General features: G+C 73.5%; 16 protein-coding genes and 2 pseudogenes. 7 read left to right on the forward strand and 11 right to left on the reverse strand.

The window, feature by feature from the left end:
• The 3 genes and pseudogenes from B7P34_RS31460 to B7P34_RS31470 all read right to left on the reverse strand — a co-directional run.
• Positions 1–209: pseudogene (locus tag B7P34_RS31460) on the reverse strand (4'-phosphopantetheinyl transferase); the annotation flags it as partial.
• 12 nt (positions 210–221) lie between these two features.
• Positions 222–785, reverse strand: coding sequence for a hypothetical protein (locus B7P34_RS31465; RefSeq protein WP_146166982.1), 564 nt, complete (start codon positions 783–785; stop codon positions 222–224).
• A gap of 136 nt (positions 786–921) precedes the next feature.
• Positions 922–1,689, reverse strand: a complete 768-nt coding sequence (locus tag B7P34_RS31470) for a thioesterase II family protein (protein ID WP_106681597.1) — start codon at positions 1,687–1,689, stop codon at positions 922–924.
• A 159-nt stretch (positions 1,690–1,848) separates the two neighbouring features.
• Here B7P34_RS31470 and B7P34_RS31475 point away from each other — a divergent pair, with 159 nt between their 5' ends.
• Positions 1,849–2,196, forward strand: coding sequence for an acyl carrier protein (locus tag B7P34_RS31475; protein ID WP_223268420.1), 348 nt, complete (start codon positions 1,849–1,851; stop codon positions 2,194–2,196).
• Between the two features lie 39 nt (positions 2,197–2,235).
• Here B7P34_RS31475 and B7P34_RS31480 read toward each other — a convergent pair whose 3' ends face one another.
• The 4 genes from B7P34_RS31480 to B7P34_RS31495 all read right to left on the reverse strand — a co-directional run bounded on the left by B7P34_RS31480 (position 2,236) and on the right by B7P34_RS31495 (position 6,114).
• On the reverse strand, positions 2,236–2,712 hold the full coding sequence (locus B7P34_RS31480) for a hypothetical protein (protein WP_106681598.1): 477 nt from the start codon (positions 2,710–2,712) through the stop codon (positions 2,236–2,238).
• A gap of 105 nt (positions 2,713–2,817) precedes the next feature.
• The gene (locus tag B7P34_RS31485) at positions 2,818–4,323 is read right to left on the reverse strand and encodes an MFS transporter (RefSeq protein WP_189383208.1); all 1,506 of its coding nucleotides are present in this window, start codon (positions 4,321–4,323) and stop codon (positions 2,818–2,820) included.
• Positions 4,324–4,424: 101 nt separating this feature from the next.
• Positions 4,425–5,180: an SDR family NAD(P)-dependent oxidoreductase gene (locus B7P34_RS31490; RefSeq protein ID WP_106681600.1), complete on the reverse strand. Its 756-nt coding sequence runs from the start codon at positions 5,178–5,180 to the stop codon at positions 4,425–4,427.
• Positions 5,181–5,250: 70 nt separating this feature from the next.
• A complete protein-coding gene (locus B7P34_RS31495) occupies positions 5,251–6,114 on the reverse strand; it encodes a helix-turn-helix transcriptional regulator (RefSeq protein WP_106681601.1) in 864 nt (287 codons plus the stop codon).
• A 96-nt stretch (positions 6,115–6,210) separates the two neighbouring features.
• On the opposite strand from B7P34_RS31495, the gene B7P34_RS31500 reads away from it, so the two are divergent.
• Positions 6,211–6,639: a VOC family protein gene (locus B7P34_RS31500; protein WP_223268422.1), complete on the forward strand. Its 429-nt coding sequence runs from the start codon at positions 6,211–6,213 to the stop codon at positions 6,637–6,639.
• A gap of 69 nt (positions 6,640–6,708) precedes the next feature.
• A complete protein-coding gene (locus tag B7P34_RS31505; protein ID WP_106681603.1) occupies positions 6,709–7,776 on the forward strand; it encodes a PucR family transcriptional regulator in 1,068 nt (355 codons plus the stop codon).
• A 33-nt stretch (positions 7,777–7,809) separates the two neighbouring features.
• On the opposite strand, the gene B7P34_RS31510 is transcribed toward B7P34_RS31505, so the two are convergent.
• The 3 genes from B7P34_RS31510 to B7P34_RS37790 all read right to left on the reverse strand — a co-directional run bounded on the left by B7P34_RS31510 (position 7,810) and on the right by B7P34_RS37790 (position 10,265).
• Positions 7,810–9,267: a flotillin family protein gene (locus tag B7P34_RS31510; RefSeq protein ID WP_106681604.1), complete on the reverse strand. Its 1,458-nt coding sequence runs from the start codon at positions 9,265–9,267 to the stop codon at positions 7,810–7,812.
• A 78-nt stretch (positions 9,268–9,345) separates the two neighbouring features.
• Positions 9,346–9,900 carry a TOBE domain-containing protein gene (locus B7P34_RS31515; protein WP_223268421.1) on the reverse strand — a complete coding sequence of 185 codons (555 nt, stop codon included), beginning with the start codon at positions 9,898–9,900 and terminating at the stop codon, positions 9,346–9,348.
• A gap of 125 nt (positions 9,901–10,025) precedes the next feature.
• Positions 10,026–10,265, reverse strand: a complete 240-nt coding sequence (locus B7P34_RS37790; RefSeq protein WP_189383210.1) for a hypothetical protein — start codon at positions 10,263–10,265, stop codon at positions 10,026–10,028.
• Between B7P34_RS37790 and B7P34_RS31520 the strand changes: the two genes are divergently transcribed.
• Positions 10,249–11,052, forward strand: coding sequence for a hypothetical protein (locus B7P34_RS31520; RefSeq protein WP_189383213.1), 804 nt, complete (start codon positions 10,249–10,251; stop codon positions 11,050–11,052). The two genes, B7P34_RS37790 and B7P34_RS31520, sit on opposite strands and share 17 nt — an antisense overlap.
• 33 nt (positions 11,053–11,085) lie before the next feature.
• On the opposite strand, the gene B7P34_RS31525 is transcribed toward B7P34_RS31520, so the two are convergent.
• On the reverse strand, positions 11,086–11,541 hold the full coding sequence (locus B7P34_RS31525; RefSeq protein WP_106681606.1) for an Lrp/AsnC family transcriptional regulator: 456 nt from the start codon (positions 11,539–11,541) through the stop codon (positions 11,086–11,088).
• Positions 11,542–11,681: 140 nt separating this feature from the next.
• Here B7P34_RS31525 and B7P34_RS31530 point away from each other — a divergent pair, with 140 nt between their 5' ends.
• The 3 genes and pseudogenes from B7P34_RS31530 to B7P34_RS31540 form a co-directional block, all read left to right on the forward strand.
• Positions 11,682–12,677 carry an asparaginase gene (locus B7P34_RS31530; RefSeq protein WP_106681607.1) on the forward strand — a complete coding sequence of 332 codons (996 nt, stop codon included), beginning with the start codon at positions 11,682–11,684 and terminating at the stop codon, positions 12,675–12,677.
• Positions 12,678–12,772: 95 nt separating this feature from the next.
• Positions 12,773–14,209 carry an aspartate ammonia-lyase gene (gene aspA, locus B7P34_RS31535; RefSeq protein ID WP_106681608.1) on the forward strand — a complete coding sequence of 479 codons (1,437 nt, stop codon included), beginning with the start codon at positions 12,773–12,775 and terminating at the stop codon, positions 14,207–14,209.
• An 88-nt stretch (positions 14,210–14,297) separates the two neighbouring features.
• Positions 14,298–14,808 (forward strand): annotated as a pseudogene (locus B7P34_RS31540) (NAD-dependent malic enzyme); the annotation flags it as partial.

The raw sequence follows: 14,808 nt of genomic DNA on the forward strand, positions 1-14,808 counted from the left end.
CCGGGCACCAGGGGCGCGGGCGGCAGGCCCAGGCGGGCGAGCGCGGCCCGGGCGCAGCCGCGCACCGTGGTGAACTCGCGCAGCCGGCCGGCCACGACGCCCTCCACCGCGGCGGCCTCCTCGGGGAACAGCCGGACGGCGGCGGGCGGCCCGGAATCGCCGAAGGCGTCGCACGAGGCGACGCCCGGCGGAAGGATCTCCGCGATCACAGCGGGGTCCGGTCAGCCGCCGGCCGCCGCGGGCGCCGCCGCGGCGGCGCGCACGGGCAGCGCGGAAGCGCCGCGCCGCACCATGACCCACTGCTGTGCGGCCAGCGTCACGCCCATTCCCATCCACAGGGCGTCGATGTTGAACGGTTCGCCGAACCCGGCCTCGGCGACGAGGCCCAGGCCGAGGCGGACCACGACCGTGAGCGCCCACAGCAGGAGCGTCATGCCGCCGCCCTTGCGGAAGACCCGGCCGGTGCCGTCCTTCCACATGGGCATCGTGGCGGCGCGCAGCCAGCCGAAGATCACCGAGATCACCATGGCGGCGGCGAAGAAGGACAGGCCGGCGGCGGTCAGGCGCGACGGGCCGGGCGGCACGCAGCCGCGCGCGATGAGGATGGCTATCCAGAAGTACATCCGGTTGTTCACCTCACGCGTGGTGAACTGCCGGATCAGGATGAAGACCGTGATGCCCACGACGAGGACCGTGTTGAACATCATCGTGAAGTCGCCGCCGTCGTCGTGCCCCGCGGCCTGTGCCGCCGTGGTCAGCAGGTCGTGAGGGATCATGGGTGGCACGGGGTGTTCTCCTTGCATGGGGGGGACGTGCAAAGGCCTGGAGAGGGCTTACGGGGTCTCCCGCGGCGGGACCGCGCGGCGGCGGAAGCGCGGGGTGAACGGGTCTCGCGGGGCGAACGGGCCCCGCGGGCCCGGGTCAGAGGCCGCCGGGCAGGACGGAGCCGATGGCGGCGAGCAGCGCGGCCGGGTCGGTGTGGGGGAAGGAGTGGCCGCCCGGCAGGACCGTCAGGGAGAACGCGGAGCCCGCGCAGTCCGCCCAGCGCTCCACCTGGGCGGGCGGCACCAGCCGGTCGTCCGCGCCGGCGAAGGCGTGCAGCGGGCTCGCCACGCGCACGGGCCCGGGGAGCAGGTACCCCTCGGCGAAGGCCAGATCGGTGCGGATCGCCCGCATGACGTAGGCGAGGTAGTCGGTGAACCGCAGGAGTTCGGCGGGCAGCCCGCCGTGGTCGAGCAGCCACCGCAGCAGCTCCTTGTCGGAGCTTCCGGAGATCTTCCCGGTGGGCGGGACGTGCGGGGCGCGGGCGCCGGAGACCACGGTGGCCAGCGGGGCGTTCAGGCCGTGCGCCTCGGCGCGGCGCGTCAGCTCGTACGCGAGCGCGCCGCCGAAGCTGTGCCCGAAGAGGACGTACGGCATGGCGAACTCGGCGGTGAGGCCCGCGAAGAGGAGGTCACAGAGCTCTTCGAAGGTGCCGGGCATGGGGATGTCGCCCTTGGTGCCGCGGCCGGGCAGCTCCACCGGGGCCAGCTCGACGCCCTCGGGCAGGTGGGCGCGCCAGCCGGAGAAGGCGCCGGCGCCGCCGCCGGCCTGCGCGAGGCAAATGATCCGCACCCGGGGTGCGCCGGCGGCGTGGCGGGCGGTGATCCAGTCGTGGCTCGTGGGCGTGCCGGGGGCGGCTGCAATCATGCGAGGAGCGTTTCAGGGCGCGCTCCGCGGGCGCCAGGCAGCCACCCGGCAAGGAGGCGGCAATTCCGCGGGCCGTCCCGGGGGTCCGCCGCGAGTTGCCGAGGCCTTGCCGGGACCTTGCCTGGCCCGCGCGCACGGCCCGCCGTGAGGATGGCGGGCATGACTGACACCGGTACCACGATCAGCCCCGACACCGTCCCCGACCTGGTGAGCCGCCTGGTCGCGCTCATCGCCCCGCAGAAGACCGCCGAGGCCGCGCCGGAGGCGCGCCTGATCGGCGACCTCGGCTACCACTCGCTGGCCCTGGCCGAGCTGGGCTTCACCATCGAGGACGTCTTCGGCCTCGACGCGCTGCCCCCGGAGCGCACCATGGCCCTGGAGCGGGTGGGCGACATCGTCACGCTCGTCGAGGAGGAGGTGGCCGCCGGCACGGCCGTGCTGCCCGGGCCGGCCGACGTGTCCGCGATCTTCGCCCGGTACGGCACGGAGTGGACCCCGGCCGCCTGACCCTCCGACCCGCCGGCCTCCCGGAGCGGCGCCGCGCCCTCAGGCCACGGACGCGGCCCGGCGCCGTACCAGGAAGTCCTGCACGGTGAGGGTCACCGCCAGGTACAGGTAGACCGTCGAGGCGCCGAGCAGACCGGTCCGCGTGGTGTGGTCGATCCACTTGTCGAGGCCGACGTGCACCGCGATGGAGACGATCCACAGGGCCGTGGTGGCCGGCGCCCCCTTGCGCAGCAGCTGTCCCTCGGGCGCCCGCCACACCTTGACCGTGCGGGCCCGCACCACGCCGAACCCGGCCGCGACGAGGAAGCACACGGCCACGAGCGCGATGGTGGCGCCGCCCAGCGGGTGCTCCTTCACCACGGAGGCGACTCCGAAGACGAGCGCGAGCACCCCCAGCAGCCCGAGGATTCCCAGCAGCACCACACCGCCCTTGCCGTGCACGGGCCGGGTGCGCAGTTGCCTGCGTATCACCAGAGCGACGATCACGATCCCGATGACGATGCTGGCGTTGTTCACGGCCGGATCCCCCTTGTCCCGCCGTCGCGCGACGGCTGAAGTGCTGTGTGTACGTACGCATGCATGCATGCTGAAGTGCTGTGCGTACGTAGACGTATCAGACCATCACAAGGCGCGTGCCTCCGCATCGGTGGTTCCCGGACGGGCGGGCCGGCGCGGGAGCATGGCGGCGATCACCACGGAGAGAGCCGCGCAGACCGCCGCGCTCCCCCACAGGACCACCTGCCAGGCGCCGGTGAGGCCGTGGGCGACGAAGCCGGCGAACGCCTCCCGGGCACCGGCCGGCACTGCGGAGAGCGGGCCGGCGAGGTCACCCGAGGTCACGCTGCCGGCCAGGTCCCCGGCCGTCCCGCCGTAGCCGGGGAACCGCTCCGGGACGCCGCCCAGCCGGTCGCGCGTGACGCCGGCCAGCGCCGCGCCCGCCGCGGCGATGACGACGGCCTCGCTGCCCAGCCGCAGCGTGTTGAGGAAGCCCGCCGCCGTCCCGGTGGCCTCCGGCGCGACGACGGTCAGGACCGCGCCGTCGACCAGGCCGAAGTTGAGCCCGAGCCCGGCCCCGAGCACGAGCAGCGGTCCGGCGAGCTCCGCCGGGCCCGCGTCCGGCCCGAGGACGGCGGCGAGCCACGCGACGCCCGCGGTCAGGCACACCAGGCTGAGCCCGAGGACGGCCCGCATGGGCATCCCCCACCGGATCAGCCGGCCGGCCAGCAGCGGGGTGACCAGGATCGGCAGCGTCATCAGCAGCATCGTGGCGCCCGCCGCCCGGCTGGAGGAGCGGTGCGCGACCACGAGGTACTCGGGCAGCAGCGGCAGCAGGACCACGAACGAGAACGAGACCACCACGGGTATCAGGCACAGCGCCATGAACCCCTTGTTGCGCAGCAGCCCCAGGTCCAGCATCGGGTGCCGGACGCGCCGTTCCACCAGGACGAACAGCCCCATCAGCAGCACCGACCCGGCGAGCAGCCCGAGCACCCCGGCGCTGCCCCAGCCCCACCGCGGCCCCTCGACCGTGCCGAGCATGAGCAGGAAGAGGGCGGCGATGAAGAGCGCGGTGCCCGCCGGGTCCGCCCGTGCCTCCGGCGCGCCGCGCGACTCGGGCAGGAACGGGAGGGCGCACAGGACCAGCAGCATCAGCGCCGCGTGCAGCCCGAAGAACGACCGCCACCCCAGGGCGTCCGCCAGCGCCCCCGCCGCCATGGCCCCCAGGGCGAGCCCGCCGCCCGTCACGATGCCCACGGCGGCGAACACCCGCGTGCGCGCGGCGCCGTCGAAGGCCGCGGCCAGCAGGGAACTGCCGCCGGTCAGCAGGGCGGCCGCGCCGGCGCCGGCCGCGCCGCGCGCCACGTCCAGCAGCACGATGCCGTCCGCCAGCGCGCTCGCCAGCGACGCCGCCGCGAACAGCACGCCGCCCGCGGCGAACACGCGGCGCCGGCCGAAGCGGTCGGCCAGCGAGCCGCAGGCGAGGAGGAGGCTCGCGAAGGCCAGGTTGTAGCCGTGCATCACCCACTGCAGCGCGTCCGGCGGCGCGCCCGTGTCCCGCCCGATGTGCGGGAGGGCCACGCCCGACCCGGTCACCGAGGTCGGGAGGATCAGCAGCGCCAACAGCACGGCGAGCAGGGTGACGGCGGGCCGGGATCGCCGTACGGGTGCGTGCGCGCGGGGGCGCGCCGAGGGAGGACGCACCGTCGCGCGTTCCGTCGTACGCCCCGTCATGCCGCGGGCACGCAGCCGACGAGACCGCCGTCGACGACGAGGTCCTGGCCGGTGATGTACGAGGCGTCGTCGGACGCCAGGAACGCCACGGCCGCCGCGACCTCGTCGGGGTGGCCGAGAGTGCCGAGGGGCACTTCGGCGGCGTTGCGGGCCTCGGCGTCCGGATCGGGGTTGGCGTCCCGGTACATCTCCGTGTCGATGTAGCCGGGGCTCACGGAGTTCACCCTGATCCCGCGCGGGGCGAGGCCGGCGCCCAGGGTGCGGGCGAGGTTGTGCACGGCCGCCTTGGTGGCGGAGTAGACGGAGGCGACGGCAAGCCCGCGGTGCAGGGTCCAGGAGGCGTTGATGACGACCGCGCCGCCGTCGCGCAGCAGCGGCAGCGCCGTGTGGATCGTGTGGAAGACGCCCTTGAAATTGACGTCGATCGTGCGGTCGACGTCCTCCTCGGTCAGTTCGGCGACCGGCTTGAAGATCCCGGTGCCGGCGTTGGCGAAGACCACGTCGAGTCCGCCGCGCCAGGTCTCGGTCTCCCGCATCAGGCGCTGCAGGTCAGCGCGGGAGGCCACGTCCGCCCGCACCGCGAGGACGCGCCCGGGGGCGGCGAGCCGGGCCTCGGCGGCGTCCAGGCGCGCCCGGTCGCGGCCGGTGATGACGACGTAGGCGCCCTCGTCGAGGAGTCTGCGCGCGGTGGCGAACCCCATGCCGCTGGTGCCGCCGGTGATCAGGGCCGTCTTGTTCGTGAATCGCTTCATGCCGGTGATCCTCGGCGCGGCCGCCCGGGCCCGGCAGTGCCGGCTGAACCTGGGTCCGCCACCACCACCCTCAGCCGGGGACGCGCTCCCGTGCGCCGAGCAGCGCGGCCAGCCGCTCCTCGGTGGCGGTGCCCGGCGCCGGGGTGTACAGCAGCAGCCGGTGGCCGGGCAGGTCGGCGACCGGCAGCGTGGTGTACTCGAAGAGCAGCTCGCCGGCCTCCGGGTGGTCGAGGGCCTTGACGCCGTGGGACGTGCTGCCGCCGACGGGGTGTTCGGCCCAGATCCCGGCGAACGCGGGGCTCGCCGCGCACAGGTCGGAGGCGATCCGGCTGAACTCCGGGTCGTCCGGGTAGCGGGCCGCGTCGGCGCGGAACCGGCCGGCGATCTCCCGCGCCGCGTCCTCCCAGTGGCACAGGGACGCGCGGTGGCGGGCGTTGGTGAAGAAGCTCACCAGGCAGCTGTGGTCCGTCTCGCCGTACCCGAACACCAGCCGGGCGGCCCGGTTGACGGCGGCGAACGTCCAGTGCCGGTCGATGACGTAGGCGGGGCGCGGCATCCAGCCGTCGATCACGCGCCGGAGCCCGGGCGGAACCTCCCGCTCCGCCGCAGGCTCCCGCGGCGGGTTGAGCCCGGCCAGCAGGTACAGGTGCTCGCGCTCGGCGGCGTCGAGCCGCAGCACCCGCGCGACGGCGTCCAGGACGTCCCCCGACACATTGATCTCACGCCCCTGTTCGAGCCACGTGTACCAGGAGACGCCGACCCCGGCGAGCACCGCGACCTCCTCCCGGCGCAGCCCCGGCGTGCGCCGTCCGCCGCCGCCCGCGGCCATTCCCACGTCCTCGGGCGACAGCCGGGCCCGCCGTGAGCGCAGGAACGCGCGGATCTCCGCGCTGCGTCGCTGCCGTGCGTCTGCGGGAAGCCGGGAGATGTCCATCGGACCATGCTAGGCAACGACTTCGGCCCTTCGGCGCATCATGGCCGGCCCTGGTCCGCCGGCGGCGGGCGCGGCTATGGTGAGCCGATGGCATCGATGATCAAGCAGTTCCAGGTCACCTTCGACTGCGCGGAACCCGAGCGCGTCGCTCGTTTCTGGTGCGAGGTGCTGGGGTATGTCGTACCGCCGCCTCCGGAGGGGTTCGCCACCTGGGACGAGTTCAACCGCTCGCTGCCGCCCGAGCGTCAGGACGCGGCGTTCGCCTGTGTCGATCCCACTGGTGCGGGCCCGCGCCTGTACTTCCAGCGCGTTCCCGAAGGCAAGGTCGTCAAGAACCGGGTCCATCTCGACGTGCGGGCCGGCACCGGGCTCGTGGGCGAGGAGCGCCTCGCCGTGCTCGAAGCCGAGTGCGCACGGCTGGTCGCGCTCGGCGCGGTCCGCGTGCAGCTCCTGCGCGCCGACGGCGTCAACGAGTCCTGCATCGTGATGCAGGACATCGAGGGCCACGAGTTCTGTCTCGACTGACGCGCCGGAAGTGATCGCCGGCCCCTGTGCGTAAATAGGAGGCGAAGAACGCATAAGGGGAGATCACGCGTGGAAGCGAGGACGGGTCCGGAGGCGTACCTGGACGGGTACGAGAAGATCCTCACCGATGCGGCCGGTACGGGCCGGCGGCCGGACCGGACGCAGGTCGGGGTCCGGCGGGCGAGCGGTGAGCAGGCGGCGGAGGCCGGGCTGTCGCTGCGGTCCTGCGTGGCGGCCCACCTCGCGGCCACACGCCGGCACTGGCCCGCGGGGCGCACCTCCCCGGCCGACGTCGACCGCGTGCTCGGCGCGGCGGAGCTGGCGATCGACGCGTTCGCGGAGGGGTACGAACGGGCCCAGCGGCTGGCCGCGCGCCAGGAGGAGGCGGACCGGCGGGAGTTCGTCGACGACCTGCTGCACGGCCGCAGTCACCTCGGGCGGCTGGCGGAGCGGGCCGAGCGGTTCGGGCTGCTGCTCTCCCACGCGTACGCGGTGGCCGTGGCCGAGGGGGCGGAGCCGTACGACGACTTCCATCCCGTGACCCGGCGGGTCGGCGCGTCCCTCGTCGGCCGGTTCGGCAGCCGGAACATCCTCATCACGACCAAGGACGGCCGGATCATCTGCATCGCCCCGGGCGACCAGACGGATGTGCTGACGTACTTCGCCAAGCAGGCGTACGCGGCGATCAGCTCCGGCGGGCGGATAGCCGTCGGCAGGGCCAAGGGCGGCGGCGGGGGCGTCGCGCACTCCTACGAGGAGGCTCTCTCGACGCTGGAGCTCGCGGCGCGGATGGGTTTCGACGAGCCCGTGCTGAAGGCTTCCGACCTGCTGGTCTTCCCGGTGCTGGCCCGCGACCGGCAGGCGCTGGCGGATCTGGTGCACACGACGCTGGGGCCGTTGCGCCAGGCGCGCGGCGGGGCGGTGCCGCTGCTGGAGACGCTGACCGCCTATTTCGACGCGGGGTGCGTGTCGGCGGAGGCGGCCCGCACGCTGTCGCTCAGCGTGCGGGCCCTGACGTACCGGCTCCGGCGCATCCACGTGCTGACGGGCTGCGACCCGGCCGACCCCGCGCAGCGCTACACGCTGCAGACCGCCGTGATCGGGGCCCGGCTCCTGGACTGGCCGGCGCGGTCCTGACCGGCCCGGCAGGGGCCGGTCCGACCGGCCTCACTAGTCGGTGACCGGGATCCTGCCGTTGGCCGGGGCCGCCGCGGCGTCCCGTGCGGGCTGGTCCGCGGTCAGGCCCTTCAGGAGCCGGGTGAGGTCGACGCCCGTAGTGGAGCCGATGAGCTCCATGCCCTGGGCGACGTTGTCGGCGACGGTGCGGGGCAGCTTGCCGGCGCCGTCGGTGGAGATGACGGTCAGCTTGTCGATGGCGCCGAGCGGCTCGGCGGCCTTCCCGACGACCTGGGGCAGCACCTCGACGAGCATCTGCAGGACGGCGGCGTCGCCGTAGCGCTCGAAGGCGTCGGCCTTCTTGTTCATCGCCTCGGCCTCGGCGGTGCCCCTGGCGGCGATGGCCGCGGCCTCCGCCTCGCCCTCCTGGCGGACAGCGTCCGCGATGGCCACGCGCCGGGCGCGCTCGGCCTCGCCCTGCTTGGCGCCCTCGACGGCGACGGCCTCGGCCGCGGCGATCGCCGCCAGCCGCTCGGCCTCCGCCTGCTTGATCCGGGCGACGCGCTTGGCCTCCGCCTCCTGCTCCGCCTCGTACCGCTTGGCGTCGGCGGGCTTGCGGACCTGCGTGTCGAGCTGGCGGTCGGTCAGGGCCGCCTGGCGCTCGGCGACCTTCTCCTGCTCGACGAGGATCTGCTGCTGACGGTCGGCCTCGGCGAGCGGTCCGGCGGCGTCGGCCTGGGCCGCGGCCGCGTCGGTCTCGGCCTTGATCTCCGCCTGCCGCAGGTACAGGGTCCGCTGCGCGACGGCGATCTCCTCCTCGGCCTTCAGCCGGGCCTGCTCGGCCGCCTGGCGGGCGTTGGCCTCGGCGATGTCGGCCTCCTGCATGGCGCGGGCGGCCTCGGGCCGGCCGAGGTCCTCCAGGTAGCTGCCCTCGGTGGTGATGTCCTGGATCTGGAAGGCGTCCAGGACGAGGCCCTGCCCGGACAGGCTGGCCTCGGCCTCCTCGGCGACCTGCCCGGCGAACGCGGCGCGGTCGCGGATGATGTCCTCCACGGACATGCGGCCGACGATGGACCGCAGGGCGCCCGAGAGCACTTCCTGGGTGAAGCCGACGATGCCGCCCTGCTGCTGTAGGAAGCGCTGCGCGGCGGCGCGGATGGCGTCCTCGGTGCCGCCGACCTTGACGATCGCGACGCCCTCCAGGTGGGCCTTGATGCCGCGGAGGGTCACCGCGCCGCGGACGGCGACGGGGATGTGCCGGCTGGAGAGGTCGAGCACGTACCGCTGCTGGACGAACGGGACGACGAAGACGCCGCCGCCGACCACGACCTTCTGGCCGCTGTTGTCGGTGAACACCTGCCCGGTCTGCGGGTCCGTGGACTTCTTCCCGCGCCGGCCGGTGATGATGAACGCCTCGCTGGGGCCGGCGACCTTGTAGCGGGTGACGACGACCAGTGCGAGGAGGACGAGGAGCACCACCACTCCTACGACCGCGGTGACGACTGGGCTCATGGAGAATCTCCTCTCCTGCCTCCCGGGGGACGGCAGGTCGTACTGGCATGGCGAAAAGAGCGGCGTCCGGCGGCGCGCTCAGCGTTCGACCGCGCGCACGGTCACCGAGGTGGACGACGGGGCGGCGGTCACCCACACCTCGGCGCCCCGGGCCAGCGGCCCGTCCGCCCGGGCGGCGTACTTGACCGGCTGGCCGGCCAGGCGGAGCAGGACCTCGCCGTAGCCGCCGGCCGGGACGGCGGTCACCACCGTGCCGGCGATCCCGACGAGGTCGTCCTTCGTGGGGGCGGCGGGGCTGCCGCCGCGCACGAGCGCGCGGCTGAACCGGTACGTCAGCCAGCCGGCGCCCGTGCCCGCGACGGCCCCCGCGGCGGCCGCCGCTCCCGCGCCGAGCCCGGTGGACCCGAGCACGATCGCCCCCGTGAAGCCGAGCATCGAGACGAAGCCCGCGATCACCGGGAGCGACAGCCACCCGTCGAACAGCCCGCCCAGGGCACCGTCGAGCGCGCTCTCCAGCACCCCGTCGAACACCAGGGAGAGGGCCAGGAGCGCGACGCCCCCGATGCCGAGACCGAGAAACAAGCCCATGAGCACCTCGCACACCTGATCGACAACCTCGCTGGACGACGGCATCGTGTCAGCACATGGAGACGTCACACATTGCCTGGTTCCGGCAATCTTTACGGCTTTTTAACGCCTCGCCCTTCGCGGCTCCGATCACTAGGGAAAGCCTCTGCCCGGGCTCTCTAGACTCCCGGTCAAATGGCGTACGTGCGCCGCGAGTTGACCAGGGAGAAGACGGTGGTGGCGATGATGACGGTGATGAGGCGCATCCCGAGGCGCATTCCGAGGCGCATCCGCACGACGCTCTGCGCGGCGGGCCTGATGGCCGCGCTCGCGGTGGGCGGCACCGCCTTGCCCGCGGCGGCGGCCGGCGCGCAGGCACCCGAGCGCCTTGAGGCCTGCGGGGAGCGGACGAGCGTGTCGGTCTTCCACAAGGGCGGCATACCGCTGCTCGACTGGCGGGAGAACCTGGAGTTCGACGGCCGGGGCACCCTCTGGGTCTCGCACGTCACCCAGCACCGGGTCGAGGGGTACGCCCCCGACGGCACGCTCCGGGCGGGCTTCCCACTGAGCGGGCCCGGCGGCATCCGGCGCGGCCTGGACGGGATGATGTACGTCAACTACGGCGTCAACCCGCTGACGCCGCACGGCGGCATCGTGCGCTTCGACCCCACCGCCGCCGCGCCGAGGCCGGAGAAGGTCGTGGACGGTCTGTCCGGGATCAACGGCCTGGCCGTCGACACGGAGGGCAATCTCTACGTCAGCCGCGAGCTGGCCACGGGCATCCTCAAGATCCGCCCCGACGGGACGAAGGACGAGGAGTGGACGCGCGGCGCGAGCGTCTTCGGCACCAACGGCCTGGAGATCGTCGGTGACCAGTTGTACGCGAGTGTCCTCATCGACGCCTCGTCCCGGATCGTCCGCATCCCCCTCACGGACCCGGCGCGCCGCACCACGGTCACCCGCCTGAGCTCGACCCTGCTCGACGGCAAGTTCCTCGACGACCTCACCGAGTTCCGCGGCGGCCTGGTCGTCGCGTCCTTCCGCGACGGCGAGCTCATCCGGGTCGACCCCGCCACCGGCCGCTCCTGCACCCTGGTGACCGGCCTCCGCATGCCCACCAGCGTCCGGATCCCGCGCGGCTTCGGCGCCCACGACACCGGGCACACGCTGTTCGTCACCGAGGCGTCGGGCCGGATCGTGCGGGTGACGGTCGGCTGACAGCCGAGAGGGGACTCACGGGACCCACCCGGCTCACGGCCCGACCGGGAGCCCCTTCGGCTCCTTCACGCGCTTCATGATGATCTGCGAGTTCACCTCGGTGATGCCCGACAGCGTGGTGAGCCGCTCGATCCACAGCCGCTCGTACGCGGCGAGGTCCGCGACCGCGATGCGGAGCAGGCAGCCGGGGCTGCCGAAGAGCCGGTAGGCCTCGATGACGTCGGGGATGTCCTGGAGGGCCGCCTCGAACGCCTCCACCGCCTCGCGGTCGCGCTTGACCTCGATGGAGACGAGCACCTCGAAGCTCCGGCCGACGGCCTCGGGGTCGATGACCGCACGGTAGCCCTGGATCACTCCGTCCTGCTCCAGCTGCCGGACGCGGCGCATGCACGGGGACGGTGTCAGGCCGACGCGGTGGGCGAGCTCCTGGATGGTCAGCCGGCCGTCGGCCTGGAGCTCACGCAAGATATTTCTGTCGATGGCGTCCATCCCGCAATTATCCACCACACTTTTCGGCCGGTCCGGCTCAAATCAGCGATCCAATTGCGCGCGATTCGTCCTATTGTTCCCCTGCCCGGCCGACACGCCCCCGTGGACGGCCGTACTGATCTTGAGAAGGGCGGGCACACGTGGGACAGGTCGTCGTCATCAGCACCGGCGGAACGATCGCCAGCCGCTGGCAGGGTTCCGGCTTCGCCGCCGACGCGCGGGGCGGGGACGTCCTGGCCACGGCCGCCGTGCCCGAGGGCGTCTCCGTGCGGGTCGTCGACCTGATGAGCGTGAACAGCGCCCGCCTGACCACCCGCGACCAGCTCGCCCTGCTGCGGACCGTGCACGAGGTGCTGGCCGACCCGGCCGTCGACGGCATCGTCGTCACGCACGGCACGGACACCCTGGAGGAGTCGGCCTTCCTGCTCGACCTCCACCACGACGACCCCCGCCCGGTCGTCTTCACCGGCGCCCAGCTCCCCCTGGAAGCCGCCGACGGCGACGGCCCGCGCAACCTCCACGACGCGCTGCTCGCGGCCGGCTCGGCCGGGCTGCGCGGCCACGGCGTCCTCGTCGCCTTCGACGGGCGGATACACGCCGCCCGCGGCACGATCAAGGTGCAGACCCTGGCAGCCGACGCGTTCGCCGACCCCTCCGGCAGCCCCGTCGCGGACGTCAAGGACGGCCGCATCGTCGTCCACGGACGGCCCGTGCGCCCGGCGGCGCTCCCGCTGCCGGCCGCCGGCGAGGACCTCCCCCGCGTCGACATGGTCATGCACCACTGCGACGGGGACCCGCTGCTCTTCAACGCCGCCGTCGAGGCGGGCGCCCAGGGCATCGTCCTGGTCGCGACCGGCGCGGGCAACGCGACCCCCGAGGTCGTCGCCGCCGTCGAGGCGGCGATCGCCCGCGGCGTGCTCGTCGCCCTCACCACCCGCGTCCCGTCCGGCCCCGTGGCCGAGATCTACACCCAGGGCGGAGCCGTGGACCTCGCCGCCGCCGGCGCAGTCCTGACCGGCACGCTCCGCGCCGGGCAGGCCCGCATCGCCGTCCTCAGCGCCGCGCTCACCACCGCGGACACGGACGCGCGGACGCGCGCGCTGCGCGGCCTCGTCGGCACCCCGGCCGCCGCCTGAGCGTCCCCGGCCGCCTGACCGTCCGGGCGGCCTGAGACTCCCCCCGCACCTCCCCCCCCCACCTCCCTCTCCACCGCACGCGAACGGATCCCCCCATGTCGGCCCCCGTCACCGGCCCCACCCGCACCGAGCACGACCTCCTCGGCGACCGCGACGTCCCCGCCGCCGCGTACTACGGCGTCCACACCCTGCGCGCGGTGGAGAACTTCCCCATCACCGGGACGCCCATCTCCGCCTACCCCGACCTCGTCACCGCCCTCGCCTCCGTCAAGCAGGCCGCCGCCCTCGCCAACCGCGACCTGGGCCTGCTCGACGGCGCCAAGGTGGACGCGATCGTCCGGGCCTGCGAGGAGATCCGGGCCGGGCAGTGGCACGACCACTTCGTCGTCGACGTCATCCAGGGCGGCGCCGGCACCTCCAGCAACATGAACGCCAACGAGGTCATCGCCAACCGGGCGCTGGAGCTCCTCGGCCACGCCAGGGGCGACTACGGGCACCTGCACCCGCTGGAGGACGTCAACGCCGGGCAGAGCACCAACGACGTCTACCCGACCGCCGTCCGCCTCTCGCTGCAGCTCGCCGCCGCCCGCCTGCTGGAGGCCATGGACGTGCTGCGCGAGGCCTTCGCCGCCAAGGCGGAGGAGTTCGCGGACGTCCTGAAGATGGGCCGCACCCAGCTGCAGGACGCCGTGCCGATGACGCTGGGCCAGGAGTTCGCCGCCTACGCCGTCATGCTGGAGGAGGACCGGGCCCGCCTGGCCGAGGCGTGCGCGCTGCTGCGCGAGATCAACCTCGGCGGCACCGCCATCGGCACCGGGCTCAACGCCCACCCCGAGTACCCGGAGCTCGCCTGCCGCCACCTCGGCTCGATCACCGGCGTCCCGGTGACCGTCGCCGGCGACCTGGTGGAGGCCACGCAGGACATGGGCGCGTTCGTCCAGCTCTCCGGCGTGCTCAAGCGGATCGCGGTCAAGCTCTCCAAGACCTGCAACGACCTGCGCCTGCTCTCCTGCGGCCCGCGCGCCGGCCTCGCCGAGATCAACCTGCCGCCCGTCCAGGCGGGTTCGAGCATCATGCCCGGCAAGGTGAACCCGGTGATCCCCGAGGTCGTCAACCAGATCGCCTTCGAGGTCATCGGCAACGACGTGACGGTCACGTTCGCCGCCGAGGGCGGCCAGCTCCAGCTCAACGCCTTCGAGCCGGTCATCGCCCACAGCCTCCTCAAGAGCCTCACCCACCTCCGGGCCGGCTGCGTGACCCTGGCCGAGCGGTGCGTCACCGGCATCACCGCCAACCGCGAGCACCTGGCCCGCCTCGTCGGCCAGTCCATCGGCCTGGCCACCGCGCTCAACCCGTACATCGGCTACGAGCAGGCCACCGCCGTCGCGCAGGAGGCGCTCACCACGGGCGCCGCGGTGCACGAGCTCGTCCTGGCCAAGGGCCTCCTCACCCAGGAGCAGCTCCGGGAGATCCTCCACCCGGACAACCTCGCCCGCCCCCACACGCGCACGGCCACGGCCGTACGCGCCTGAAACACCCCCGCACGACCCGGCACAACCCGGCACGACCCGGCACGACCCGGCACGACCCGGCACGACCCGAGAAAGAAGAAGTAACCCCATGGCAACGGCGCCCAGCGTCTCCTACTCGATGACGGTCCGGCTGGAGGTCCCCGCGAACGGGACCTCGGTCAGCGAGCTGACCACGGCAGTGGAGAGCTCGGGTGGCTCCGTGACGGGTCTGGACGTGACCGCGTCCGGCCACGAGAAGCTCCGGATCGACGTCACCATGGCGACGACGTCCACCGACCACGCCGACGAGATCGTGGAGAAGCTCCGCGGCATCGAGGGTGTGGTGCTGGGCAAGGTCTCGGACCGTACGTTCCTGATGCACCTCGGTGGCAAGATCGAGATGGCGTCGAAGCACCCCATCCGCAACCGTGACGACCTGTCGATGGTCTACACGCCGGGTGTGGCGCGGGTGTGCATGGCGATCGCGGAGAATCCGGAGGACGCGCGGCGTCTGACGATCAAGCGCAACAGCGTTGCGGTGGTCACGGACGGGTCGGCGGTGCTGGGTCTGGGCAACATCGGCCCGAAGGCGGCGCTGCCGGTGATGGAGGGCAAGGCGG

This window comes from Streptosporangium nondiastaticum, from assembly GCF_003011965.1.
In the GTDB taxonomy this organism is placed as follows: domain Bacteria; phylum Actinomycetota; class Actinomycetes; order Streptomycetales; family Streptomycetaceae; genus Streptomyces; species Streptomyces nondiastaticus.